The 23951-nt window shown below is 62.7% G+C and carries 18 protein-coding genes and 1 pseudogene; 5 read left to right on the top strand and 14 right to left on the bottom strand.

Going from position 1 to position 23951, the window contains the following annotated elements:
* Nucleotides 1–165: 165 nt before the first annotated feature.
* Nucleotides 166–2538, top strand: a complete 2373-nt coding sequence (locus DV532_RS03815) for a DEAD/DEAH box helicase family protein (RefSeq protein ID WP_056795481.1) — start codon at nucleotides 166–168, stop codon at nucleotides 2536–2538.
* A gap of 360 nt (nucleotides 2539–2898) precedes the next feature.
* Nucleotides 2899–4611, top strand: coding sequence for a SulP family inorganic anion transporter (locus tag DV532_RS03810; RefSeq protein ID WP_056795478.1), 1713 nt, complete (start codon nucleotides 2899–2901; stop codon nucleotides 4609–4611).
* A gap of 111 nt (nucleotides 4612–4722) precedes the next feature.
* Here DV532_RS03810 and DV532_RS03805 read toward each other — a convergent pair whose 3' ends face one another.
* The 9 genes and pseudogenes from DV532_RS03805 to DV532_RS03765 form a co-directional block, all read right to left on the bottom strand.
* Entirely contained in the window at nucleotides 4723–5733 is a 1011-nt protein-coding gene (locus tag DV532_RS03805; protein WP_056795476.1) for a DUF2955 domain-containing protein, read from the bottom strand.
* Nucleotides 5723–6820 carry an HlyD family secretion protein gene (locus DV532_RS03800; protein WP_056795475.1) on the bottom strand — a complete coding sequence of 366 codons (1098 nt, stop codon included), beginning with the start codon at nucleotides 6818–6820 and terminating at the stop codon, nucleotides 5723–5725. Before DV532_RS03800 ends, DV532_RS03805 begins: the two co-directional genes overlap by 11 nt.
* The gene (locus tag DV532_RS03795; RefSeq protein WP_056795472.1) at nucleotides 6817–8337 is read right to left on the bottom strand and encodes an efflux transporter outer membrane subunit; all 1521 of its coding nucleotides are present in this window, start codon (nucleotides 8335–8337) and stop codon (nucleotides 6817–6819) included. Before DV532_RS03795 ends, DV532_RS03800 begins: the two co-directional genes overlap by 4 nt.
* Before the next feature lie 13 nt (nucleotides 8338–8350).
* Nucleotides 8351–9448 carry an AI-2E family transporter gene (locus DV532_RS03790; RefSeq protein WP_056795469.1) on the bottom strand — a complete coding sequence of 366 codons (1098 nt, stop codon included), beginning with the start codon at nucleotides 9446–9448 and terminating at the stop codon, nucleotides 8351–8353.
* Between the two features lie 37 nt (nucleotides 9449–9485).
* Entirely contained in the window at nucleotides 9486–10682 is a 1197-nt protein-coding gene (locus tag DV532_RS03785) for a monovalent cation:proton antiporter-2 (CPA2) family protein (RefSeq protein WP_056795467.1), read from the bottom strand.
* 36 nt (nucleotides 10683–10718) lie between these two features.
* Nucleotides 10719–11537, bottom strand: coding sequence for a polyphosphate kinase 2 (gene ppk2 / locus DV532_RS03780; protein WP_056795466.1), 819 nt, complete (start codon nucleotides 11535–11537; stop codon nucleotides 10719–10721).
* Between the two features lie 185 nt (nucleotides 11538–11722).
* Complete coding sequence (gene ycaC, locus DV532_RS03775; protein ID WP_056795463.1) at nucleotides 11723–12343, bottom strand: isochorismate family cysteine hydrolase YcaC; 621 nt, start codon at nucleotides 12341–12343, stop codon at nucleotides 11723–11725.
* 82 nt (nucleotides 12344–12425) lie between these two features.
* Nucleotides 12426–12556 (bottom strand): annotated as a pseudogene (locus tag DV532_RS30810) (CorA family divalent cation transporter); the annotation flags it as partial.
* A gap of 139 nt (nucleotides 12557–12695) precedes the next feature.
* Nucleotides 12696–13685 (bottom strand): Fic family protein, encoded by a 990-nt coding sequence (locus DV532_RS03765; RefSeq protein WP_056795460.1) that lies wholly within the window; start codon nucleotides 13683–13685, stop codon nucleotides 12696–12698.
* Between the two features lie 179 nt (nucleotides 13686–13864).
* Here DV532_RS03765 and DV532_RS03760 point away from each other — a divergent pair, with 179 nt between their 5' ends.
* From DV532_RS03760 to DV532_RS03750, 3 genes are all read left to right on the top strand, one after another.
* Complete coding sequence (locus DV532_RS03760) at nucleotides 13865–14254, top strand: nuclear transport factor 2 family protein (RefSeq protein ID WP_056795457.1); 390 nt, start codon at nucleotides 13865–13867, stop codon at nucleotides 14252–14254.
* A 94-nt stretch (nucleotides 14255–14348) separates the two neighbouring features.
* Nucleotides 14349–15848, top strand: a complete 1500-nt coding sequence (locus tag DV532_RS03755; protein ID WP_056795455.1) for a cytosine permease — start codon at nucleotides 14349–14351, stop codon at nucleotides 15846–15848.
* A gap of 12 nt (nucleotides 15849–15860) precedes the next feature.
* Nucleotides 15861–17291 carry an aldehyde dehydrogenase family protein gene (locus tag DV532_RS03750; protein WP_056795453.1) on the top strand — a complete coding sequence of 477 codons (1431 nt, stop codon included), beginning with the start codon at nucleotides 15861–15863 and terminating at the stop codon, nucleotides 17289–17291.
* A 102-nt stretch (nucleotides 17292–17393) separates the two neighbouring features.
* Here DV532_RS03750 and DV532_RS03745 read toward each other — a convergent pair whose 3' ends face one another.
* The 5 genes from DV532_RS03745 to DV532_RS03725 form a co-directional block, all read right to left on the bottom strand.
* Nucleotides 17394–17912 carry a GNAT family N-acetyltransferase gene (locus DV532_RS03745; RefSeq protein WP_056795450.1) on the bottom strand — a complete coding sequence of 173 codons (519 nt, stop codon included), beginning with the start codon at nucleotides 17910–17912 and terminating at the stop codon, nucleotides 17394–17396.
* Nucleotides 17913–18086: 174 nt separating this feature from the next.
* Nucleotides 18087–20489 (bottom strand): DUF3772 domain-containing protein, encoded by a 2403-nt coding sequence (locus DV532_RS03740; RefSeq protein WP_056795447.1) that lies wholly within the window; start codon nucleotides 20487–20489, stop codon nucleotides 18087–18089.
* Between the two features lie 56 nt (nucleotides 20490–20545).
* The gene (ada, locus tag DV532_RS03735; RefSeq protein ID WP_056795445.1) at nucleotides 20546–21604 is read right to left on the bottom strand and encodes a bifunctional DNA-binding transcriptional regulator/O6-methylguanine-DNA methyltransferase Ada; all 1059 of its coding nucleotides are present in this window, start codon (nucleotides 21602–21604) and stop codon (nucleotides 20546–20548) included.
* 148 nt (nucleotides 21605–21752) lie between these two features.
* Nucleotides 21753–22379, bottom strand: a complete 627-nt coding sequence (locus tag DV532_RS03730) for a DNA-3-methyladenine glycosylase (protein WP_056795443.1) — start codon at nucleotides 22377–22379, stop codon at nucleotides 21753–21755.
* Between the two features lie 123 nt (nucleotides 22380–22502).
* Nucleotides 22503–23660, bottom strand: coding sequence for an MFS transporter (locus tag DV532_RS03725; RefSeq protein WP_056795441.1), 1158 nt, complete (start codon nucleotides 23658–23660; stop codon nucleotides 22503–22505).
* Between the last annotated feature and the right edge of the window lie 291 nt (nucleotides 23661–23951).

Raw genomic sequence — 23951 nt, 5'->3', positions numbered from 1 at the left:
AGTCCCAAGACTAGCGAAGCCGGCTCCATTCAAGCTTCATGAAAACCTGAGGTTGGACACCTCGTCATCGCAAGGGCTATTGTTTGGTAACCTCAGTGCTTACTGGTTCATTGAAGATTGTAGCGAGAGGCTACAGCTTCACCTGGGACGTAGGGGCTGAAGACGGTGATAGATACTAGCCTGGTGGCGAAGCTAAAGGCTGAGAATGCAAGATTGGTCGCCTTGCTGGATGCTCACGGCATTGATTGGCGTCTGCCGGCCGAGCCAGTCAAGATCGAGGTTGTTCAAGCAGAACACACACAACAGTTCGGCACAGAAGCAAAGCTTGCCCTATTCCGGAGCTTGTTTCGTGGTAGGACAGACGTTTATCCAATTCGCTGGGAAAGCAAGGCAGGCAAATCAGGATACACACCCGCCTGCGCAAATGAATGGAAACCTGGCGTTTGTGAAAAGCCCCGAATTAAATGCGGCGACTGCGGTAACCGTCAGCTACTTCCTCTCACTGATGAGGTCGTCTATCGTCATCTAGCTGGTGAAGTGGTTATTGGCATCTACCCTCTGCTCCCGGATGACACCTGCTATCTTCTGGCGGTCGACTTTGATGAAGCCGAATGGCGAGATGATGCACGAGCCTTCGCTCAGTCGTGTCATGAACTGAACGTACCGATGGCACTGGAAATATCCCGTTCAGGTAAAGGCGCTCATTGCTGGATTTTCTTCAAGCAAAGTGTTCCCGCTCATGATGCCCGACGTCTTGGTGCGGCAATCATCAGCCATGCATGTGAACGTACACGCCAATTGGCACTCACTTCTTATGATCGGTTGTTCCCAAATCAGGACTACATGCCTAAAGGCGGATTCGGAAATCTCATCGCGCTTCCATTGCAAAAGCGAGCCAGAGCTCACAACCACAGCGTTTTTGTCGACAGCGAACTCAAACCTTATCTCGATCAGTGGGCCTTCTTAGCATCGGTTCAGAAAATGCCTCCGGAGGATATTCCGTTCGTTGTCACCCAGGCGATGGGGAAGCAGGACCCTACGGGAGTCATGTATGTTGACGACGACGGCGATGCAGAACCTTGGAAGGCTCGTGAGTCAAAGTCATCTAAATTGACGTGCCCATTGCCAGCCTCTATCAACATCACGCTGGCTAACATGATTTACTTTGAAAAGTCGGCGTTGCCGCAACCATTAGCAAACCAGCTTGTCCGACTAGCCGCGTTTCAAAATCCTGAATTCTACAAAGCTCAAGCCATGCGCATGTCGGTGTGGAACAAGCCGAGAATCATCGGTTGCGCCCAGAACTTCCCCAAACATATTGCGCTGCCCCGAGGCTGCTTGGATGCTGCGCTGGAGCTGCTAGAGATAAATGGCATAACTCCTGAGTTTCAAGATGAACGCTTCGCCGGTAACCCGATTGACGTGAGTTTCCTCGGGACGTTGCGTCCAGACCAGGAAGATGCCATCGGCAAAATGCTGAATCATGATACCGGAATTCTTTGCGCACCTACGGCGTTCGGTAAAACGGTCAGCGCAGCTGCATTGATTGCTAGACGTGGCGTTAACACATTAATACTTGTGCATCGGACCGAATTATTAAGACAGTGGCAAGAACGCGTTCAAGCGTTCTTGGGTGTTGGCAAGGGTGTGGTCGGAACGATTGGGGGCGGAAAAGCAAAACCTACAGGCATCATCGATATTGCCGTAATGCAATCGTTATCGCGAAAAGGTGAGATCAGCGATCACGTAAAAAACTACGGACAAATTATCGTCGATGAGTGTCATCACCTATCAGCAGTGTCATTCGAGGCATTACTGAGAACCGCGACTGCGCGATACGTGCTGGGCCTCACGGCAACCCCAGTGCGACGAGATGGGCAACAACCAATCATTTTCATGCAATGCGGACCGATCCGACACTCTGCTGCTCGACCGGCGAGCGCACCTCATGATCTATCTGTCGTACCTCGACTGCTGCCAAAGCCTGTGGTGGTCCCCGACGGTTCTGGAATCCAAGACGTTTTTCGGAAGTTAGCAGACGACTTTGAGCGCACAGCCAAAATCGTCTCGGAAATCGAGCTGGCGTACAGCCAAGGTAGAAAAATTCTGGTGCTAACAGAGCGGACGGAGCATGTGGATACATTGGAGTTGGAGTTGAAGCAGCGCGTGAACAACCTTTTCACACTTCATGGGCGAGTGCCTAAAAAACAACGAATTGCCCGTATGCATGAGCTTGAGAGCCTCCCTCCTGATGCACCACGAGTACTCTTGGCGACGGGAAAACTGGTCGGTGAAGGCTTCGATCATCCGCCATTGGACACGCTGGTGCTGGCAATGCCTATCTCATGGAAGGGAATCCTCCAGCAGTATGCAGGACGGTTGCATCGATCACATGCCGACAAAGCCGACGTGCGAGTGATCGACTTCGTTGACGAGGGGAATGTCGCGCTGATGAGAATGTGGGATAAGCGCCAAGCTGGTTACAAAGCGATGGGCTACCGTATGGCCGACGCCCTGGTTACCATGGATCTACTTTAAACGTGATTCGACGGCTCATAAGGCACCACTCCTTTGTAATCGCGTAACCATAAGCATCTTCAAAAGCGGGTTTCAAAGCGGGTACACATCCAGCTTGATAGCACCCAAGTCCGGACTTCATAAGGCCTGCACCCAATGACTTCCGGTTTAACGTCTAAGCGGCAGCGTGCTGTACCCACAAACCCCTTGAGGCTCACGCCTCAGGGGGTTTTGTTTTTTTGCGCTGTCTGTACCGTCGCTGGTGCTCTTATAGGTAGGGCGTGGGAAGCGTCAGCAAGCTTGAGACTTCAGGGACCGCACAGCGCCCCCGGAATTCAGCATCTAAGCTGTGATTCAGCACTCTCCCTGGACACGCGCACTATGCCTGAAAAACCCCGCTTCGACTGGCAACGCTGGCTCCCCGGCCTGGTCACCCTGCTCCACTACCAACCCGCCTGGCTGCCTAAGGACATCGCCGCCGGCCTGGTGCTTACCACCATGCTGGTGCCGGTGGGCATCGCCTATGCCGAAGCATCCGGCGTACCCGGCATCTACGGCCTGTACGCCACCATCATCCCGCTGCTGGCCTATGCCCTGTTTGGCCCCAGCCGCATCCTGGTGCTGGGCCCCGACTCGGCGCTGGCTGCGCCGATCCTGGCGGTGGTGGTGCAGTACGCTGCCAGCGACCCACAACGGGCCATCGCCATCGCCAGCATGATGGCCCTGGTTGCCGGGGCGTTCTGCGTAATCGCCGGGCTGCTGCGCCTGGGCTTCATCACCGAACTGCTGTCCAAGCCGATCCGCTATGGCTACATGAACGGTATCGCACTGACCGTGCTGATCAGTCAGTTACCCAAACTGTTCGGTATTTCCGTCGACAGCCAGGGCCCGCTGCGGGACATCTGGAACCTGATCCAGGCCCTGCTCGCCGGCCAGGGCCATTGGCCAAGCTTCGTGATCGGTGGCGGCAGCCTGGCGCTGATCCTGCTGCTCAAGCCATTCAAGCGCTTGCCGGGCATCCTCATCGCAGTGGTGCTGGCCACGCTGGCGGTCAGCCTGCTGGGGCTCGACCAGCAGGGCGTCAAAGTGCTCGGCGAACTGCCCCAAGGCTTGCCCAGCTTTGTCTTCCCCTGGGTCAGCGATATCGACCTGGTGGAGGTGCTGCTCGGCGGCATCGCGGTGGCGCTGGTGTCGTTCGCCGATACCAGTGTGCTGTCACGCTCCTACGCTGCACGCATGAAAAGCCCAGTAAACCCGAACCAGGAAATGTTCGGCCTTGGGGTAGCCAACCTGGCCTCGGGGCTGTTCCAGGGCATCCCCATCAGCAGCAGCTCATCGCGCACCCCCGTGGCCGAAGCGGCCGGTTCGCAGACGCAGCTCACCGGCATCATCGGCGCGCTGGCGGTGACCCTGCTGCTGCTGGTGGCGCCCAACCTGATGCAGCACCTGCCCAACAGCGCCCTGGCGGCGGTAGTGATTGCCGCGGCGCTGGGCCTGTTCGAGTTCGCCGACCTCAAGCGCATCTTCCGCATGCAGCAATGGGAGTTCTGGCTGTCGTTCACCTGCTTTGTCGGTGTGGCAGTATTCGGCGCCATTCCCGGTATTTGCATTGCCGTGGCAGTGTCGGTGATCGAGTTCCTATGGGACGGTTGGCGGCCGCACCATGCGGTGCTGGGCCGGGTAGATGGCACGCGCGGCTACCATGATGTGCAACGTTACCCACAGGCCCGACGCATTCCGGGGCTGGTGCTGCTGCGCTGGGACGCGCCGCTGTTCTTTGCCAATGCCGAGCAGTTCCAGAGCACGGTGATGGCAGCTGTGGATGCGTCGCCGACGCCGGTGCAACGGCTGGTGATTGCAGCGGAACCGGTGACCAGCATCGATATCACCTCGGCGGACATGCTGGCCGAGCTCGACCGCGCGCTAGAGGCGCGGGGCGTGGAATTGCAGTTTGCCGAGATGAAGGACCCGGTGAAGGACAAGATGCGCCAGTTCGAGTTGTTCGAACATATGGGGGAAAAGGCATTTCACCCCACAGTGGGCGCGGCGGTGGATGCCTACCTGGAAGACAGCGGGGTTGACTGGCAGCCCTAGGTTTTTCTGTACTGGCCTCTTCGCGGGCAAGCCCGCTCCTACAAAAAACAGCGAGTACACGCAAACCTCTGTAGGAGCGGGCTGGCCCGCGAAGAGGCCGGTGCAGGAGCGCTAGGCAGTCCGAACCCGACGCCGATCCATCCAGATCAGCATGGCACTGGCATACACCGACACTGCCAAAAACAGCGCCATGCGCACCGCAAAGGCGCGGTACACATCCTGCCCCCCTGCACTGTCCTGCACCGACTGCCCCAGCAAAATCAGCATGGTAGTCAGGCAACTTACCCAGTACGCCGGGCTTTGCCCGGTCTGCACCGCTCGGTAAAGCCGGCGCCCCTGCCATAGGACGAACAACAACACCCACAAAAAAAACATCCACAGGTGCACGAACAGGCTCAACGCGCCCCATAGCAATATCGCCAACAAGCCGGCAAGCAAGGTCGAACCAATCAACTCACGGCTGGCATGCCTGGCGCGGGTTTCGCCGGCCTGCTGCCCCAGGCTCACGGCCTTCATGATCAGCGGCATGTACGAGTCGGGGGCAATCAACGCCAACAGAAACGCCGGCATCACGATCAGCGTGGCGCGCAACGCCACCCAACTGACATGCTCGCTGCCAAGCAGCGGCGGCACCGGTTGCGCCGGCGCATCGGCAGGCTCTGGAAAAAGCACATGCGCCACCGCGCTGCCCAGCACCGCCAGCAGCATGCCCTTAGCCAGCGCTTCGACCACCGACAGGGCCAGGGTAAAGTCGCTGGTACCGGCGGCGGCAATCATGGTCAGGCCGACCACCAGCAGGTTCGCCAACAGGCCGTTGCCGCCCATCAGCGCGTAGCGCAAGGTCAAGAAAACACCCACCCCCACCAGCAATACCCCGCTCACCGGAGCATGCCGCAGCAACGGAATCAGCAACAGCCCGCTGCCGCAACTGAGCAGCACCAGTACCGCCAAGGCCGGGGCCGCACGCAAAGGTAAAGGCTGGCTGCGCATGGCCAGCAACAGTACCGCGAATACCGGTGCCAGGATCGGCACCGGCAGGCCGATGCCAAAGCTCACCGCCAGGCACAGCGCCACACCCCAGGCCAGGCGCAGGGCGCGCAGGCGGCGCAACTCAATAGGCATACGACAGCCAGCTCATCAGCCACATGAACAACCGGCCCAGCAGGTTCAGCGGGTTGCCTTCACTGGGCAGGGCCATGACCTCGGCCTGGCCACCAACCCGTAGCCCGGTCTTGTCTTGCAACTGCTCACGCTCCAGTTCGACGATCACCGGGAAGCGCTGCGCCGAGCGCAGCCACTCGCGGCTGTTCTGTACGGTCGGCAGCGTGCCCGGTGGGTTACCCTGGCCCACGCTGACGCCGTACCCGATGCTGCGTATACGCCCTTTCAACACGGTGCCAGGCAGCGCATCGAGCACGACCAGCACCGGCGTGTCAGGGCGCAAGCGGCCCAAGTTGTTCTCGGTCATGTCGGCACTTATCCACACGTCATGGATAGCGATCAGGGTCATCATCGGGCTGCCGGCCCCGACATAGTGGCCAACGTCGGTGCGCAGGTCGGTGATCAGCCCGTTGGCGTCGGCGCGCACCACGGTGCGGGCCAGGTCGAGGCGGGCCTTTTCGACATTGGCCGCGGCGCTGCGCAGTTGCGCGTTGTCATCCTGCGCCCCACCCTGCTGTTCTCGGGCCCGTTCCACTTCGGCACGGGCTGCCGCGACCTGGCTGATGGCCTGGTCGCGGCTGGCCTGGGCGCCTTCCAGGCGGCGCACCGACACCGTGCCCGGGTCTTCATCGATCAGGCGCTTGAGCCGCTCGGCGTCCTGCCGCGCCTTGCGCTCATTGGCCTGGGCTGCCACCAGCGCGGCCTGGGCCGAGTCGATCCCGGCGGTGTGGGCGCCGATCTGCCGGCGCACCGTGTCCAGGTCGGCCTCGGCACGGCCTAGGGCGATGCGGTACTGCTCCTGGTCCAGCTCAAACAGCACATCACCCTGGCGAACTTCCTGGTTATTGCCCACCGCCACACGCTTCACCTGCCCGGCCACTTCGGCGCTCACCGGTACCACGTAGGCCTGCAGGCGCGCCTGCTGGGTGTAGGGCGTGAAGCGGTCGGCCAGCAGGTACCAGAACAGGCTCACAGCAATCAGCAGCAGCACCCAGAGCATGCCGCGATCGGGGGCTGGCGGGGGCGGCGTTGGCGCAGCGTCACTCATTTCGTTTCACCTTGTGCGTGTGCGCTGGGGGCTGGCTCGTCGAGCAGCTCGCCCCAGTCGGTCCGTTGCTGCATTTGCTGGCGCGTGGCCGGGTCGATCGGCGCGCGGCTGGCGTCCCAACCACCACCCAGGGCCTTGTACAACGTCACTAGGCTGCTGACAGCATTGCCGCGGCTGACCAGGTAGCCGTCCTGTTGCTGCAGCAACAGTTGCTGGGCGTCGAGCACCCGCTGGAAGTCGGCAAAGCCTTCGCGGTACTGCGAGCTGGCCAGGTTCAGCGAGCGCTGCGCAGCCTGCGAAGCCTGCTCGCGAATGCTCGCACTCTGCAGCGAGCGCACCAGCCCACTGGCGGCATCGTCGGCCTCGCGGGCGGCTTCGCGCACGCCCTGGTGATACAACTCGATCAATTGCTGCAAGCGGGCATCTTCCACGCGCACGGCATTCTTGCGCCGGCCGTAGTCGAACGGGTTCCAGAGCAGGCTGGGCCCGGCAGCGACGTCGAAGGTGTTGGGCAGCTGGTTGGCCGTAACCAAGGTCCAGCCAATGCTGCCCAGCAGGCTCAGCTGTGGATAAAGGTCGGCCTCGGCCACCCCGACCAGCGCCGACTGCGCCGCCACCGCTTGCTCGGCGGCGCGGATGTCTGGGCGGCGCTGCAACAGGTTGGCAGGCACGTCCTGCAGCACTGCGCGGTCGGGCAACGGCAGCTGGCCGTGGCCTGCATCCAGCTGTGGCAACGGCCCGGGTGGGCGGCCCAACAGTGAGCACAGCACGTTGCGCAGGGCGTTGAGCTGGTTCTGGAACTCGGGGATGGTGGCTTGGGTGGCCAGGTATTGGGTGCGCGCCTGTTGCCAGTCGAGTTCGTCATTCTCGCCATGGCGGAACAGCCGCTCGGTAATCTCCAGGCTGCGTGCCTGGCGGCGGGCGTTTTCTTCAGCAATAGCCAGCCGCGCCTCGGCGGTGCGCAGGGCAAAATAGGTGTCGGCCACCTGCGCCCGTAACAGCAACATGGCATCGGCGTAGTTGGCCTGAGAGGCGAAGTAGACAGCATCGGCACTTTCGATGGCGCGGCTGAAGCGCCCCCAGAAGTCGATTTCCCAGCCGATGTCAAAGCCCACGCTGGATTGCCAGAACACCGAATCGCGGGCACTGGCGATGCCCGATTGGTCCTGCTTCAGGTACAGGCTCTGGGCGCGCAGTTGCTGCAGCTGTGGGTAACGCCCGGTCTGCACGATGGCCAACTGGGCGCGCGCCTCGGCAATGCGCAAGCCGGCCACGCGCAGATTGCTGTTGTTGGCGTCGGCCTCAGCAATCAGCGCATCCAGGGCCGGGTCAGCAAACACCGCCCACCACTGGCGCAGGTCGGGCGCCGCGGCCTGCTGCCCGGCCTGCTCCAGCAGCGGCGTGTGCCAGTTGTGCAACCAAGGGTCCTGCAGCGGCTGGAAATCCGGGCCGACCTGGGTGCACCCCACCAACAGGGCAGCCAGGCTCAGGGCACAACCATAGACGCGTCCGGGCATGGCAGGCCTTAGCTCACGCCGTCGGTTCGACGGGGTTTTCTGGCACCTGCAGCGCCACCCACTGCCAGAACAGCACATAAGTCACGCCAAGAATCACCGGGCCAATGAACAAGCCGATGATGCCTTTGACCACCATGCCGCCCAGTGCCCCAATCAGCACCACCGGCATCGGCACGTCCACCCCGCGCCCCAGCAACAATGGCTTGAGCACGTTGTCGGCAAGCCCGGCGACGAAGGTGTAAATGGCGAAGATGATGGTCACTACGGTGAAGCCCTCGACGTTGAACACATAGATGATCACCGGTACGGTAATCAACGTGGCGGGAGCCTGGGCAATCCCCAGCATGAGGATGACGATGGCCAGCATCCCGGCCCCCGGCACCCCTTTGATCACGAAACCAACGCCAATCAGCAGCATCTGGATGAAGGCGATGCCAATCACGCCCTGGGCCACCGCGCGAATGGTGGCGGTACACAGGTTGGCCAACGGCTTGCCCCGCTCCTCACCTGATACCCGGATGGCAATGCGTTGCGCAGCAATCTCGCCGCGGTCGCCGAAAGCCATGATCACCCCAGAGATGATGATCGCGCCGAAGAACAGCAGGAACGCCCCGCCGGCACTCGCCGCGGCCCCCAGCACCGTGCGCCCGGCACCTTTGAGTTGGGGCATCCACTGGTTCAGCACATTGGCCAGGTTTTCCGAGGCAGCCAGCCATAAGGCATACACTTTTGGCCCGATCAAAGGCCAGGTCGCCACCGACTCAGGGGGTACCGGCACGCTCCAGGCGCCGCTTTTAAGCAAGGTCACCAAGCTGTCCACCGATTCGCCGATAGACATCACCACCAGGTAGATCGGTACCAGCAGCACGACCAGTACCAATAACACCACCAACGTCGCCGAAAGCCCGTCCTTGAGCCCTGTACGACGCTGAATGCGGCGATGCAACGGGTACAAGGTCACCGCCAGGATCACCCCCCACAGCATCAACTCCAGAAACGGCTGGAACGTCTGGAAGGCAAAAATAACCAGGGCCGCCACCAGGCCGGCCTTGATGAGCACATCGAGCAAGCCCCGTGACAGGGCGCTGTCCAGCTTGAAACTCGGCTGCATGCTTCACCTCAATACATGAGTGCGCCGTCGGCGCGATTCAGTGGTTCGTCTCAGGGCTTGCCTGCGTTGGGCTGTCGTCACGCAACTGGCGCGCCAGGGCCATCATTACCAAGGGCACTACTGCCATCGACAAGGTGATGGCCAGCACCAACAGGTCATGCACCTGTTGCGCCAGCACCTGATGGTCAAGCGCCAGCTTGAACACCACGAAGGCGAACTCGCCACCAGACGCCAACACCACACCCAGGCACAGCGCCTGAGAAGGGTTGAGCCCGCCAGCCATGCGCCCCAAGCCATACAACAGCGGCAGCTTCACGACCACCAACAGCAGCGTCAGCGCCAACACCACCCACGGCATGCCAAACAGCAAGCGCAGGTCGGCGCTCATGCCCACCCCCACGAAGAACAACCCCAGCAACAGGCCCTTGATCGGTTCGATCTGGGTTTCCAGTTCGTGGCGAAAAGGCGACTCGGCCATCAGCACCCCGGCCAGGAATGCCCCTAGCGCCATGGAAACGCCGACGTGCTCCATCACCCAGGCAGTGCCCAGTACCACCAGCAAAGCGGTAGCGGTCGACAGTTCGGGCAAGCCAGAGCCGACTGTCCATTTGAACACCGGGGTGAACAGATAACGGCCAAAGACAATCACCACGCCGATACCCGCCATCACCGCCAGCACCGGCCAGGCGCCTTCGTCGGCGGTGCTGACGTTGCCACCGAGCAACGGCACCACGGCAATCAGTGGGATGGCGGCAATGTCCTGGAACAACAGAATGGCCACCGCCAGGCGGCCGTGCGGCTTGCCCAGGTCCTTGCGTTCGGCCAGCACCTGCAGGCCAAACGCGGTGGACGACAACGCCAGGCCCAGCCCCAGTACGATGGCAGCAGGCTTCGACTGGCCGAACAGCCAGTACGCCAGCAGGCCAAGCAGCACGGCTGTCAGCCCCACCTGCAAGCTGCCGATGCCAAACAGCGCCCGGCGCATGGTCCATAAACGCCGTGGTGAAAGCTCCAGACCGATGACGAACAACAGCATCACCACGCCCATCTCCGACAGGCGCGCGACGTTGTCTGGGTTGTTAAGCAGGCCCAGAACCGAGGGGCCGATCAACATGCCGGCCAACAGGTAGCCCGGCACCGCCCCCATTTTCAAACGCTGAGCCAACGGCACCAAAAGCACCACGGCCAGCAGGAACACCACCGTCGCCTGCAACAGGCTGCCATCATGTGGCATAGGCTCACACCCTCGCTGCTCCCCGCAGGGAAGGGATCAGAAACGTTGGTCAACGACCTTGAACGGGTAGGCCACGGCCTGGTACTTGCCGATCTTGCCGCGCTTGGGCAGTTTCACCGCCTGGTCCTGGGTGATGTCCTTGTAGGGGATGCGGCTGAGCATGTGGCTGATGATGTTCAGCCGGGCACGCCGCTTGTCGTCGGAGTGGGCCATGAACCAGGGCGCCCAGGCGGTATCCGACGCGGCGAACATGTCATCGCGGGCCTGGGTATAGTCATCCCAGCGGGTGTAGGACTTAAGGTCCATCGGCGACAGCTTCCACAGCTTGCGGCCGTCATTTATTCGGTCCTGCAGGCGCCGAGTCTGCTCTTCGGCGCTGACCTCAAGCCAGTACTTGATGACGATGATGCCCGACTCGACCATGACCTTCTCGAACAGCGGCACGCCCTCGAGGAACCTCTGGACCTGTTCGCGCGAGCAGAAACCCATCACCCGTTCGACCCCAGCACGGTTGTACCAGCTGCGATCAAAGATCACCACTTCACCCGCAGCAGGCAGATGGCTCACATAGCGCTGCAGGTACATCTGGGTTTTTTCTCGCTCGGTCGGTGCCGGCAGCGCCACCACCCGGAACACTCGCGGGCTGACGCGCTCGGTAATGGCCTTGATGGTGCCGCCCTTGCCAGCGCCGTCGCGGCCCTCGAAGACGATGCACACCTTCAGGCCCTTGGCGACCACCCACTCCTGCAACTTCACCAGTTCCACATGCAGTTGCTTGAGTTCTTTTTCGTAGGCCTTGCCGCCCAGTTTTTCCAATGGGTCTTCAGAGTCTTTCTTCCTGGACGACTTCGACATGGCACTCTCCTAAGGGCGATTGAAGAGTGAGTATGGTCGATCCATGGCGCTTTGCCGCTTCGCTTGTGGTTTCGCCAGCATTTGCTTCTAAACCATTGATTCTGCGAAGTACTGTTGGCTGCTCGGAAGACTGTGGGAGCGGGTTTACCCGCTCCCACAGGGTATGCGGTGGCCTTGAGGTCGGGTTATTTGGCCAGTTTGTTGTAGCTGGTCATCAGGTTGCGGTAGTCCGGAATATGGTTGGCGAACAGCGTTCCCAGCCCTTCGATGTCGTTGCGCCAGTCGCGGTGCAGCTCGCAGGCTACGCCGAACCAGGTCATCAGCTGCGCCCCGGCCGCCTCCATGCGCCGCCAGGCCGAGTCACGGGTTAGCTCGTTGAAGGTGCCGGAGGCATCGGTGACGACGAACACCTCGAAGCCCTCCTCCAGCGCCGACAGTGCCGGGAATGCCACGCACACTTCGGTGACCACACCGGCGATCAGCAGCTGCTTCTTGCCGGTAGCCTTTACCGCCTTGACGAAGTCCTCGTTGTCCCAGGCGTTGATGTTGCCGGGCCGGGCGATGTACGGGGCATCTGGGAACTGCTCTTTCAGTTCGGGCACCAGCGGGCCGTTGGGGCCGGTCTCGAAACTGGTGGTAAGAATGGTCGGCAGCTTGAAGTACTTGGCCAGGTCCGACAGGGCCAGGACGTTGTTCTTGAAGCGGTCGGGGTCGATGTCCCTTACCAGCGAGAGCAGGCCGGTTTGGTGGTCGACCAGCAGCACCGCAGCGTTGTTCTTGTCCAGACGCTTGTATTGGAAGGCCATGACAGATTTCCTTGCTTGAGCGGGTTGGGATTATCAGCGTAGGCAAGGATGGAAGAAGAGAAGGACCGTCAGTCGGGGGCTATTATTCACGCCGCTTGCGAAACGCCCAGCGCCCCACCAGCACACACCACCGACGTTCATACCGAAGAAGCCGGCAATGATGTTGATGGGCAGCGCCAGTACGGTCACCACGACCAGGGTGAACAAGGTACGTTGCCAACGACAGCAGACGTTGCAGACACTGCCCCCTGTGGGAGCGGGCATGCCCGCGAACACCGGCGAAGCCGGTGCCACGCACCACGTTGCATGCTGCGCAGGCAAGCCGACGCCCACAGGATGCACAGCGCGAAACCTACCTTACAACCCGCCGATATTGCTGTTTTGGGCTGCGAGGTGATTCGGGGTCGGTCATTTCGATCAAGCCTGCAGCAAGGGCCGGGTGCAAATAGCTCTTACGGAACGTGGCCCGGTGCGAAAGGCCCAACTGGCCCATCAGCTCGCTGCTCTTCAAAGCAACACCCGCGGGGAGCACCTTCAAGAGACTCGCTACTTGGTCGGTTACTTGGTCGGTTACTTGGTCGCTCTCTTCTGCTTCGACAAGCGCTCGCAGCAAAGCTTCGAGCATGTACTCGACAAATGGGGTTGCTTCAGCAGCCTGGTCGGCCGCGGCCAGCGCAACGTAATACGCATCCTGCTGCTCACGGATAACGGTTTCTACCGGCAGATATGCCAACACCGGCCGCCACTGGCTCAGCAGCAGCGTCTGCCACAGTCGCCCCATCCGCCCATTACCGTCAGCAAACGGGTGGATGAATTCAAACTCGTAGTGGAATACACAGCTCACAATTAGCGGGTGCCAATCGCTGTTGGCAAGCCAATGCAACAAATCCTGCACCAGTGTCGCCACCCGGCTGGCCGGTGGCGCCATATGCAGCAGCCGAGAGCCCCGATAGATGCCCAGACCACCGCGCCGGTAGCGGCCGGCGTCATCTATCAGCCCATGCATCAGCATGCCGTGCGCAGCAAGCAGATCGCCCTGTGACTCGGCGCGCCAGCTGGGCATTGCGTCGTAGGTCGCGAACGCGTTGCGGACTTCCTGGATCTCGCGCGGTAACCCCAAAACCCGCTTGCCATCCAGCAAGGCGGTGACCTGCTCCACGCTCAGGGTGTTGTTCTCTATGGCAAGCGATGCCTGGATGGTGCGAATACGATTGCCTCGGCGCAGTTGCGGCGTCAGCGTGGCATCGCGGTAGGCAGTCAACAACCCCACTTGCTCACTGATCTCGGCAACCAAGGCCAGAATGCGGGGTGTCACCGTCAGCGCTGGGTGGTAATTGCTCATTGCCTGCAGCCCGTAGGGAACAGCCGCCACCTTAATCCACCGATCGCGCGAGGGTAAAGAAAGCGCAGCCATCACTTCACAAATTCCTGAACTGATTATTTGCCCTGAGCGATTTTTCTCCTCGCCAAGCGCCACCAGAATCGCTTCACCACAATCACAAAAACCGTGAGGCCACTCCCGTGGACCAGACACTCCAGGTACGGCAAGCCGCCGCCGACCTCGTTGCCGCATTCGCCAGCAACGACACCGCCCGCTACTTCGCCTGTTTCAGCGAAGACGCCAGCTTCCTTTTCCACACCTTGCCGCAACCCCTGCTGTCGCGCCGTGCCTACGAGGAACTCTGGGCCCAGTGGCAGGCCGACGGTTTTGCCGTGCTCGCCTGCGAATCGGGCAATGCCCAGGTGAGCCTGCAAGGGGACATGGCGATCTTCATGCATGACGTGGCCACGCACATCCGTGTCGCCGGCGAAGAACACCAGCTGAGCGAACGCGAGACCATCGTTTTCCGCCGCCACGGCGAACAATGGCTGGCCTGCCACGAGCACCTGTCGGTCGTATCGCCGGCCTGATCGCCCTTTTACGCGGCCCTGCCGCCCTGCCATCGCACCCACAAGAAGGCCCGCGCACTGCGCCGGCCCACAACAACCGCGCTGGAGCATCAGCATGAGCCACTCGACCGGTATCGAGACCAACGGCGTCGAACAGATCCCTGACGATCAACGCGACGCCACCCCGCTGGACCTGTTCCGCCTGATCTTCGGCGGCGCCAATACCTTTGCCACGGCGGTGCTGGGCAGCTTCCCGGTGCTGTTCGGGCTGTCGTTCCAGGCGGGGGTATGGGCAATTCTGCTCGGCGTCGGCGTGGGTGCGTTGATCCTCGCGCCGATGGGCCTGTTCGGCGCACTCAATGGCACCAACAACGCGGTGTCGTCGGGCGCGCACTTTGGCGTGCACGGGCGCATCGTCGGGTCGTTCCTGTCACTGCTCACGGCGGTGGCGTTCTTCTCGCTGTCGGTGTGGAGTTCGGGCGATGCCTTGGTCGGCGGCGCCAAGCGCCTGGCCGGCCTGCCGGAAACCGACCTGACCCTGGGCCTGGCCTACGGTTTGTTCGCGGTGCTGGTACTGGTGGTGTGCATCTTCGGTTTCCGCTTCATGCTGTGGGTCAACAAGATTGCCGTGTGGGCCTCGAGCTTGCTGTTCCTGCTGGGCATCGTGGCCTTTGCCGGGCCGTTCGATGCGGGCTACGCCGGCAGCGTCAACCTCGGCCAGGCGGGCTTCTGGGCGGCGTTCGTCGGTGCGGCGATCCTGGCCATGAGCAACCCGGTGTCGTTCGGTGCATTCCTAGGCGACTGGTCGCGCTACATCCCGCGAAAAACGCCCAAGTCGCGCATCATGCTGGCAGTGATCGCGGCGCAGGGCGCAACGTTGATCCCGTTCCTGTTTGGCCTGTGCACAGCCACCTTGGTGGCGACCCAGGCCCCGGACTACATCGCTGCCAACAATTACGTCGGTGGCCTGCTGGCGGTGGCGCCTAGCTGGTTCTTCCTGCCGGTGTGCCTGATTGCCGTGATCGGCGGCATGTCCACCGGCACCACCGCGCTGTACGGCACTGGCCTGGACATGTCCAGCGTGTTCCCGCGGCTGCTCAGCCGTGCTGGCGCCACGCTGTTGATCGGCGTGCTGGCGATTGGCTTCATCTTCATCGGCCGCTTCACCTTCAACCTGGTACAGAGCGTGTCGACCTTCGCCGTGCTGATCATCACCTGCACCAGCCCATGGATGGTGATCATGATCCTCGGCCTGGTCACCCGCCGCGGCTTCTACCATGCCGATGACCTGCAGGTATTCACCCGCGGCCAGCGCGGTGGCCACTACTGGTTCCTGCATGGCTGGAATTGGCGTGGCATGGGGGCGTGGCTCCCCAGCGCGGCAGTCGGCCTGTGCTTCGTCAACCTGCCCGGGCAGTTCGTCGGGCCGCTGGGCGACCTGGCCGGCGGCATCGACCTGAGCCTGCCGGTAACCCTGGGCTTGGCCGGCCTGTTGTACCTGGTGCTGCTCAATCTGTTCCCCGAACCTGCTGGCGTGTACGGCCCCCAAGGCCCGCGTTGGGTGCGTTGCAAAAGCACCACGCACACGCCGGTAACCACTGCCGAAATGGCCTGACTGGAAACGACCATGACCACTTCCCACTACATCGCCGGCCGCTGGGTCGAAGGCCAAGGCAGCGACTGCATCCGCGTCAACGACCCTGCGCTGGGCCAACCGTTCGCCGAACTGATGGCCGCGAGCATCGCCCAGGTCGACCAAGCCGTGACCGCCGCCCGCGCCGCCCTGCCCGCCTGGAAAGCCACCAGCGCCAGCGAGCGTGCTGCCTACCTGCGCGGTTTTGCCGAGCAGCTCGACCAGCGCCGCGAAGCGCTGATCACCTTGCAGATGCGCAACAGCGGCAAGCCCCGCCACGAGGCGGAAATCGACCTGGATGACGCCATCGCTACCTTCAGCTACTACGCCGAACTGGCCGAGCAACTGCCGTCGAAAAACCGTGAGGTACCGCTGGCAGCGGCGGGCTTCAGCGCGCGCACCCGCCTGGAGCCGGTAGGTGTAGTGGGCCTGATCGTGCCGTGGAACTTCCCGCTGGTGACCAGCGCATGGAAGCTCGCCCCAGCACTGGCGGCGGGCTGCACTGTGGTGCTCAAACCTTCAGAAATCACCCCGCTGATCGAACAGGCCTACGGCCACATTGCCGACAGCCTGGGCCTGCCGGCGGGCGTGTTGAACATCGTCAACGGCAAGGCCGAGACCGGCGCCGCGCTGAGCAACCACAACGGCCTGGACAAGCTGTCGTTCACCGGTAGCAACAGTGTCGGCAGCCAAGTGATGCGCAGCGCGTCGGTGCAGTGCAGGCCGGTGACACTGGAGCTGGGCGGCAAGTCGGCGATCGTGGTGTTCGATGATTGCGATGTCGACCAAGCGGTGGAGTGGATCGTTGCTGGCATTACCTGGAACGCTGGGCAAATGTGTTCGGCTACTTCGCGGCTGCTGGTGCAAGACGGCATTGCCGATGCCCTGTTGCCACGCTTGCAAGCGGCACTGGAAAACCTGCGCGTGGGTAATCCGCTGACCGAAGAGGTCGCGATGGGGCCGCTGACCAGCCAGGCGCAGTGGTTGAAGGTGGCCGGCTACTTTGCTACCGCGCGGGAAGAAGGTTTGCAATGCCTGGTCGGCGGCAGAGCGCTGGACCGTGACGGCTGGTTCGTCAGCCCGACGCTGTATGCCGAAGTCCCCAAAAGCAGCCGTTTGTGGAGTGAGGAGATCTTTGGCCCGGTGCTGTGCGCGCGTCGCTTTGCCACCGAGGAACAGGCGATTGCCGAGGCCAACGACAGCCGCTTCGGGCTGGTAGCGACGGTGTGCAGCGCCGACCTGGCGCGCGCCGAGCGGGTAGCCGATGCGCTGGAGGTTGGCCATGTGTGGATCAACTCGGTGCAGGCGGTGTTCGTCGAGACCTCGTGGGGCGGCACCAAGGGCAGCGGGATTGGGCGTGAGCTGGGGCCTTGGGGGTTGTCGGCCTATCAGTCGGTGAAACACGTGACACGGTGTTTGGGCTGAGGGTTCGTCGATAGATTTTCTGCGCCTGTGAGATCGAGCGCCGCGCGGGCGGTGCTCGACCTCACAGGCGCAGAAAAGCCCGCGCCGGGCATTTGGCCGCCCCTACTCCAGGCGGTGATATACCACGGCTTCATAACCCGGCTTGTTGTCGAGCAACTCGAACCCCAGCCCGAGCACCTGAAACCCCACCCGGCTCAAGACCTTGGCAGAAGCAATGTTCCGATGCAGGCAACTGGCCGCCAAGGCATGAATCTGCAACTCATCAATGGCATAGCGGCAAACTCGCCTGGCAGCTTGCGTGGCATGGCCGCTGCCCCAGAAAGCTTTGCCCAGCCAATACCCTAACTCGGGGGCTGCCCCGCCTAGCCCGCGCAACGAAATCACCCCCATCAGGGTTCCCTCAGTGCGGCAGCAGATGCCCCACACCGCCCCTTCCCTGGTCGCCCAGAGCTGGGGGTGCTGGCCAATCCAGGTGCTCGCCAGGCCGGGCGGGTATGGAAAGGGAATGAGCGAGGTCATCTGGGCGATTTCCCGGTCCTGCAGCAAACGCTCGATGGCAGACGCATCGCGCTGGGCAAGCGGGCGAAGCTGCAACTGTGGTGTATTCAGTGTGGGCTGCATTCGGTGTTCCCCTGCTCTTCGCTATCCAGGCCAGCCACTGTATGCGCTATTTCCCAGTAGATGTCGGCTACCTTCAGCCAATAACTGTCACTGGAAATGTATCACCGGCAGGTCACTTTGATCGGCAGGCCAAACAGCATTGAGGCAATTGGGGGCGCTTTGCGCCCCCGGCACTTACACCGACTCCCCGGCCGGCCGCGTGCCCTCTTGCACCAGCACCATGCTCTGCGGTGAAGACAGGGCAATACCTTCGTCACGCAACCGCCCAAGGATGGTGAACAACAGGTCGCTACGGGTGCCCGAAACCTGCCGCGGCCCCGCCACATAACCACTCACACCGATCACCATGCCACTGGTGGTCAGGTCTTTGAACGACACCGATGTGGCCGGCGCATCCAGAATCGCCTCATGCTCCTGGTACGCCGTCAGCAACAGCTCACGCACATGGTTGGCATCGGTTTCCAGCGGCAAGGTCAGGGTAATGCCCACCACGCCCAGCGCATTGCCCATGGTCACGTTGCGCACGTTTTGGGATATGAATTGCGAGTTGGGCACGATCACCGTCGAACGGTCGGACATCTGGATCTCGGTGGCGCGCACGTTGATGCGGCGAATATCGCCCTCGACGCCTGCCAGGCTGACCCAGTCGCCCACCTTCACCGGGCGCTCGGTCAGCAGGATCAGGCCGGAGATAAAGTTCTGCACGATCTGCTGCAAGCCGAAACCGATACCCACCGACAAGGCACTGACCACCCAGGTCAGGCTGGTGAGGTTGATGCGCAGGGTCGACATCACCAACATGGCCAGGAAGATGAAGCCCAGGTAACCCACCAAGGTCACCAGCGAAGCGCGCATGCCGGCGTCCATGTCGGTTTCCGGCAGCAGGCGATCGCTCAGCCAGCGCTTGACCACGCGGATGGCGAACAGGCCGCCAAGGAACATGATCACCGCCAACAGGATGTCCTGCGGGACGATGTTCATGTTGCCGAGCAGTTTGCCACCGGTGCCATCCCAGTCGCCCAGGCTCAGCAGCAGTTCGCTGGGGCTGGTGCCCGACGGCATCAATGCCAGCAACAGCGCCAGGAACAGCACCACGGTGCGGCCGATGCCGGCCAGGATGGTGCTGGCCTGCGCCTGGTGGCGTGGCGCCAGGCCCAGGGTCGAGGCCAGCGCCAGGCCACCGGGCTGGCGCGGCGACAGCAGGGTTTCGCACAGGTCGCCAAGGAAGGTGGTCAGCAGGTAGGCACAGGTGACCACCAGGCTGACCCACAGTAGCTTGGCGGTAAGGAAGTAGGCGAGCGTCAGGTAGCCGGCAAGCAGAGCCAGCAGGATCAGCGTCAACCAGATGACCATCAGGAACGGGATCAGCCCGGCCAGGCCCGTGGGGCGCTCCAGGTCATGCTTGCGCAGAGTACGGCGGTAACGCAGCAGCGCCCCGGCGAAGGTTATCGCCACCACCAGCGCGGTCAGGCCGTTGACCGCCACGGTCAGCGCCAGGCTGGCGCCGATCACGCTGTTGATGCGCTCCATGGTCATCATGACCATCAGTGCCAACGCCAGTACCTTGGGGAACCAGCCCAGCGCGCTAGCCACGTCGTCGTGAATTGGCGGCAGGCGCCAGGAGGGGCGCTGCAGCATCAGCATCGCCCGGCCCAAGCCCGTGATGAAGGCGCTGAACACCACCAGGGCGAGCACATGGTTGGCCAGGCTTGCAATATCGGAGCCCAGCTCGGCGCTGCTCTCCAGCCCCCAACGCAGCAACGAAACCGAACCGGCGATAGTACCCAAGGTTGCCAGGCTCACGCCCAATGCCAACGCGCTGCGACGCAGGCGGCCTTCGGGCAGCCAGCTGACCATGGCACTGGCCAGCACGCGCTCAAGTAGGCCACGCACCAGGGTCCAGACCAGGATTGCTGCCACCAGGCTGGTAATGAACAGCCAGCGATGCTCGGCGCTGAAAGCACTGCCAATGGCATCGACCGCCTCGCCACGCAGATCACGCAGGCGCGCCACATCGTCCTGGGTGGGGCGAATGATGCTCTGCCAGAACGCCGGACTCAGCGGCGAGGCCGCGCGGCTGGTGATCTGTGAGTTGAACTGGCTGCGGCGCAGGTTGACGATTTGCGTGGACAGGTCGCGGGCCGACTGAGTCAGTTTTATCGCCTGGTCCTGCTGGGTTACCAAGGCCTTCTTCTCGGCCTCCAGCTCTTTGCGCTGCTGGGTCAGGGTAGCGGCCTCGTCCGGCTGGACCGGGCCAATGACCTTGAGCTTGTCCTCGAGTTTTTCCACGTCTGCGGTGCGCAGGGCGCTCAATGCATCGGCCTGGCGCTGAACCTGCATTGCGCCCAGGCGCAACTGCGACAGTAGGTCGTCGTTGGCATCACTGGTAACGCCCTGGCGGATCTGGTCCAGGCGCTCACTCAGCTGCTCGAAGCTGGCGTTTTCATCCAGCACGGGCGCTTCGGCAACCGCCAGGTTGGACAACGGCGTGGCCGGGGCCGACCAGGCCGGGCTGGCAAGCGCCAGCATCAAGGCCATCAGGCCTGGGCAATAACGGGCAAGGCTTACACGCCTCATCGAATATTCCTCTATACAATTCGATCTGGCGGTGGATTCTACGCGGCTTCAGGCGATCAGGAGAGTGCCGTTTCTCGCGTGAGCAATTGCTGTTTGCGCTCGACGCCCCAGCGGTAGCCGCTGATGTCGCCGTCCCGGCGCACCACCCGATGACAGGGGATGGCCACCGCGATGTGGTTGGCCGCGCAGGCCATGGCCACCGCGCGCACGGCCTTGGGTGCGCCGATGCGCTCGGCGATGTCGCTGTAGCTGACCCGGCTACCGGCCGGCACCTCGCGCAGGGCCTGCCACACCCGCTCCTGGAACGCCGTGCCTTGCACGTCCAACGGCAGGGCCAGGCCCAGCGCCGGGGCCTCGACAAACCCCACCACTTCAGCGACCTGCCGTTCATAGGCGCTGTCGCCGCCGATCAGTTGGGCCTTGGGAAACTGGTCCTGCAGGTCATGCAACAGGGCCTCTGGGTCGTCGCCCAGCAAGATCGCGCAGATGCCTTTGGCACTCTGGGCCACCAGGATTGCGCCCAGTGAGCACTGGCCGAGGGCGAAGTGGATGGTGGCCCCGGCACCACCGGCGCGGTATTGCCGGGGGCGCATGCCCAGGCGCTGGTCGGCGTTTTGGTAGAAGCGGCTGTTGGAGTTGTAGCCTGCGTCGTAGATGGCATCGGTGACCGAGCGCTGGCCGTCTTCCAGGTGCGCGCGCAGGCGCCGGGCGCGGTAGGCCGTGGCGTAGGCCTTGGGGGTAACGCCGGTTTCGGCCTTGAACAGACGGTGCAGGTGGAAGGCGCTGACGGCCAGTTGGGCGCTGAGCTGGCTGAGGCTGGGCGCAGGGTCGCTGGCTTCGATGAGGCGGCAGGCGCGGGTGACCAATTGGCTGTGACGGGTGGTGCAGCCACGGGGGTTGCCAGCGCAACGTTTGCAGGCGCGATAGCCGGCGGCTTCGGCGGCGCTGGGGGTTTCGTAGAATTCGACGTTACTGCGCTTAGCCAGGCGTGATTTGCAGCCGGGGTGGCAGTAGATACCGGTGGTGCGCACGGCGTAGACGAAGTGGCCGGTGGCGGCGGTGTCGCGGGCCTCTACGGCTTGCCAACGTTGGTCGGGGGTGGTGTAGGGGTTCATTGGTAAGTGTCCAGATAGGTTGTTGCCAGTGCCGGCCTCTTCGCGGGCTTGCCCGCTCCCACAGGGATCGTGCCTGCTTTGAGAAGCGCGCTGTACCTGTGGGAGCGGGCACGCCCGCGAAAGGGCCGGTACAGGCCATGCAAAAACCTCAAGCCCGCCACAGGTACCAGGCCGCCACGGTGCGATAAGGCCGCCAGCCAGCGCCCAGCGAACGCATCTGCGCTGGCGTCGGCGCCTTGTCCAGCCCCTTCAGCCGCCGATACCCCTCGCGCACGCCAAAATCGTCCACCGGTAGGATGTCCGAACGCTCCAGGCAATAAATCAACAGCATCTCCACCGTCCAGCGCCCTACCCCGCGCAACGCCACCAGGCGCTCGATCAAGGCCTCGTCGGCCATGGCCAGTGCCTCTTGCCGAGTCGGCACCAAGCCCTCCTGGCGGGCCTGGGCAATGCCCTGAATGGTTGCCATCTTGCTGGCGGAAAAACCACAGGCGCGCAGTGCTTCCGAGCTTACCGCCAACAACTGCTCTGGGCGGGGAAACGCCCCCTGCGGGAACAGCGCCAGCAACCGCCCAAGAATCGCCTCGGCGGCTCGGGCATGCAGCTGTTGGTAGGCAATCGCCCGCACCAACGCCTCGTAAGGCTCACGCCCCGGCGTGGCCTGGTGCAAGCAAGGCCCGGTCGCCGCGATGTGCCGCGACCAGTCCGGGTCGAGCGCTGCCAGGTGTTCGCTAGCTTCGCGGTACGCGTCAGGGGAAAGGTCGGTCAGAATCATGGCACCTCCAAGTAGCTTGCAGGTCCAGCTTAGCGCAGCCGTTTAGCCAGTAAACGCCGGTTCTTGCGCGGCAAATTGCTAGCAGGCCGACGTGGCCAAAAGACTGCGCAGCAGCGCCAAACGTCAGTCCGCCAACGCCCGCAAGCGCCCCGCGCGCCGGTACGACTGCCGGGCAAAGCACACAAACAACCCGGCCATTAGCGCCAGCGCCATCGGTAGACCATGCGGCGCCACATCCATCGCCGCACCGCTCACCAACGGCCCGACCAAACTACCCACGCCCCACAGCAAGCCCACACTGGCATTGGCGGTAACCAGGTCCGGCCCCTTGAAGCGCTGCCCAATGAGCACCAGGGCCAGCGTATAGATGCCCCCCGCCACTGCCCCCAGCAGCACCAACAACGGCCACAACAGCCAGGTCATGTTCAGCAGCCAGGGCAAGCCAATACCAATCGACATCGCCAGCAACCCGCACACCAGGTGCAGCCCGGTGCGCTCCACCCGGTCGGCCAACCAGCCCAGCGGCAGCTGGAACAGCATGTCGCCGGCAAACACCACGGTCACCATCAGCGCCGCCACGCCCACGGCAAAGCCATGGTTGGTGGCATACACCGGTAGTAGCGACAGCACCACGGCATCGAAGAACGAGAAGAACAGCACCGCCACGCACAACGCCGGCGCCACGCGGAAGAACCCCGCCAGGCCGAAGCTCTTTTCGTCCTCTGCATGTTCGACATAGTCGTTGGGCACGGTCAGCACGATGCACAGCAGCGCCAAGCCATAGCAGGCGGTGACCACCCCGGTGATCCACGGGCTATCGGCGCCCAGCACCGCCAGCATGGCCGGGCCGAGCACCTGGAAGCCGGTAAAGCTGGTGGCGTACAGCGCCATGATCTTGCCACGGCTGTGCTCTGGGCACAGTTCGTTGACCCACGACTCGCCAAGGATGATGGCGATCCCCATGCCAAGCCCCAGGCATAGGCGCAACAGCGCCAGCAGCCACAGTGTGCCGAACGCCGACTCGAGCAAGGCAATGCTCACCGTGCACAAGCTGAAGCACAGCAAATAGAGGGTGCGCCGGGTGAAGTGGCGGCAGCAGGCATCGACCAGAAACGCCGATAGCATCATGCCGGCGGCGGGGATAGCCGAGACGATGCCGATTTCCAGGGTGCTCGCTCCTGCTTCATGCAGGCGCAACGACACCAGTGGCAGGCTGGCCCCCAGGCTGAAACCCACGACCGAAACGGCGAACAATAGGCCCGCCAGCAAACGCATGTTCATGTACCACTCCTTGCAAACCGAAAAGACGTGCAGACACAGGCGCGCACGCCGCAATGGCGCGCGTCGCGAAAGCGCAGATCAATTCAGCCGAGGTGTGGCGAGAAGGTGAAGGCAAACAATACGCTGCGGCGGCGCTTGAGCACCGTGTCGCTCGGCCACGCACGACGCAGTGCCTGGAGAGCAGGCTGGCGGGTGTTTGGGAGGGACTGGGTACGGCGCATTGCTTTGGCTACTACACAGGTGGCTGGAAAAAGAGGCGGCACTCTAGGCCAAGGGTGTCAGGTCGTCAAT

The organism is Pseudomonas sp. Leaf58, assembly GCF_003627215.1.
In the GTDB taxonomy this organism is placed as follows: Bacteria; Pseudomonadota; Gammaproteobacteria; order Pseudomonadales; family Pseudomonadaceae; genus Aquipseudomonas.
This window is presented reverse-complemented; position numbering and strand designations above follow the sequence as displayed.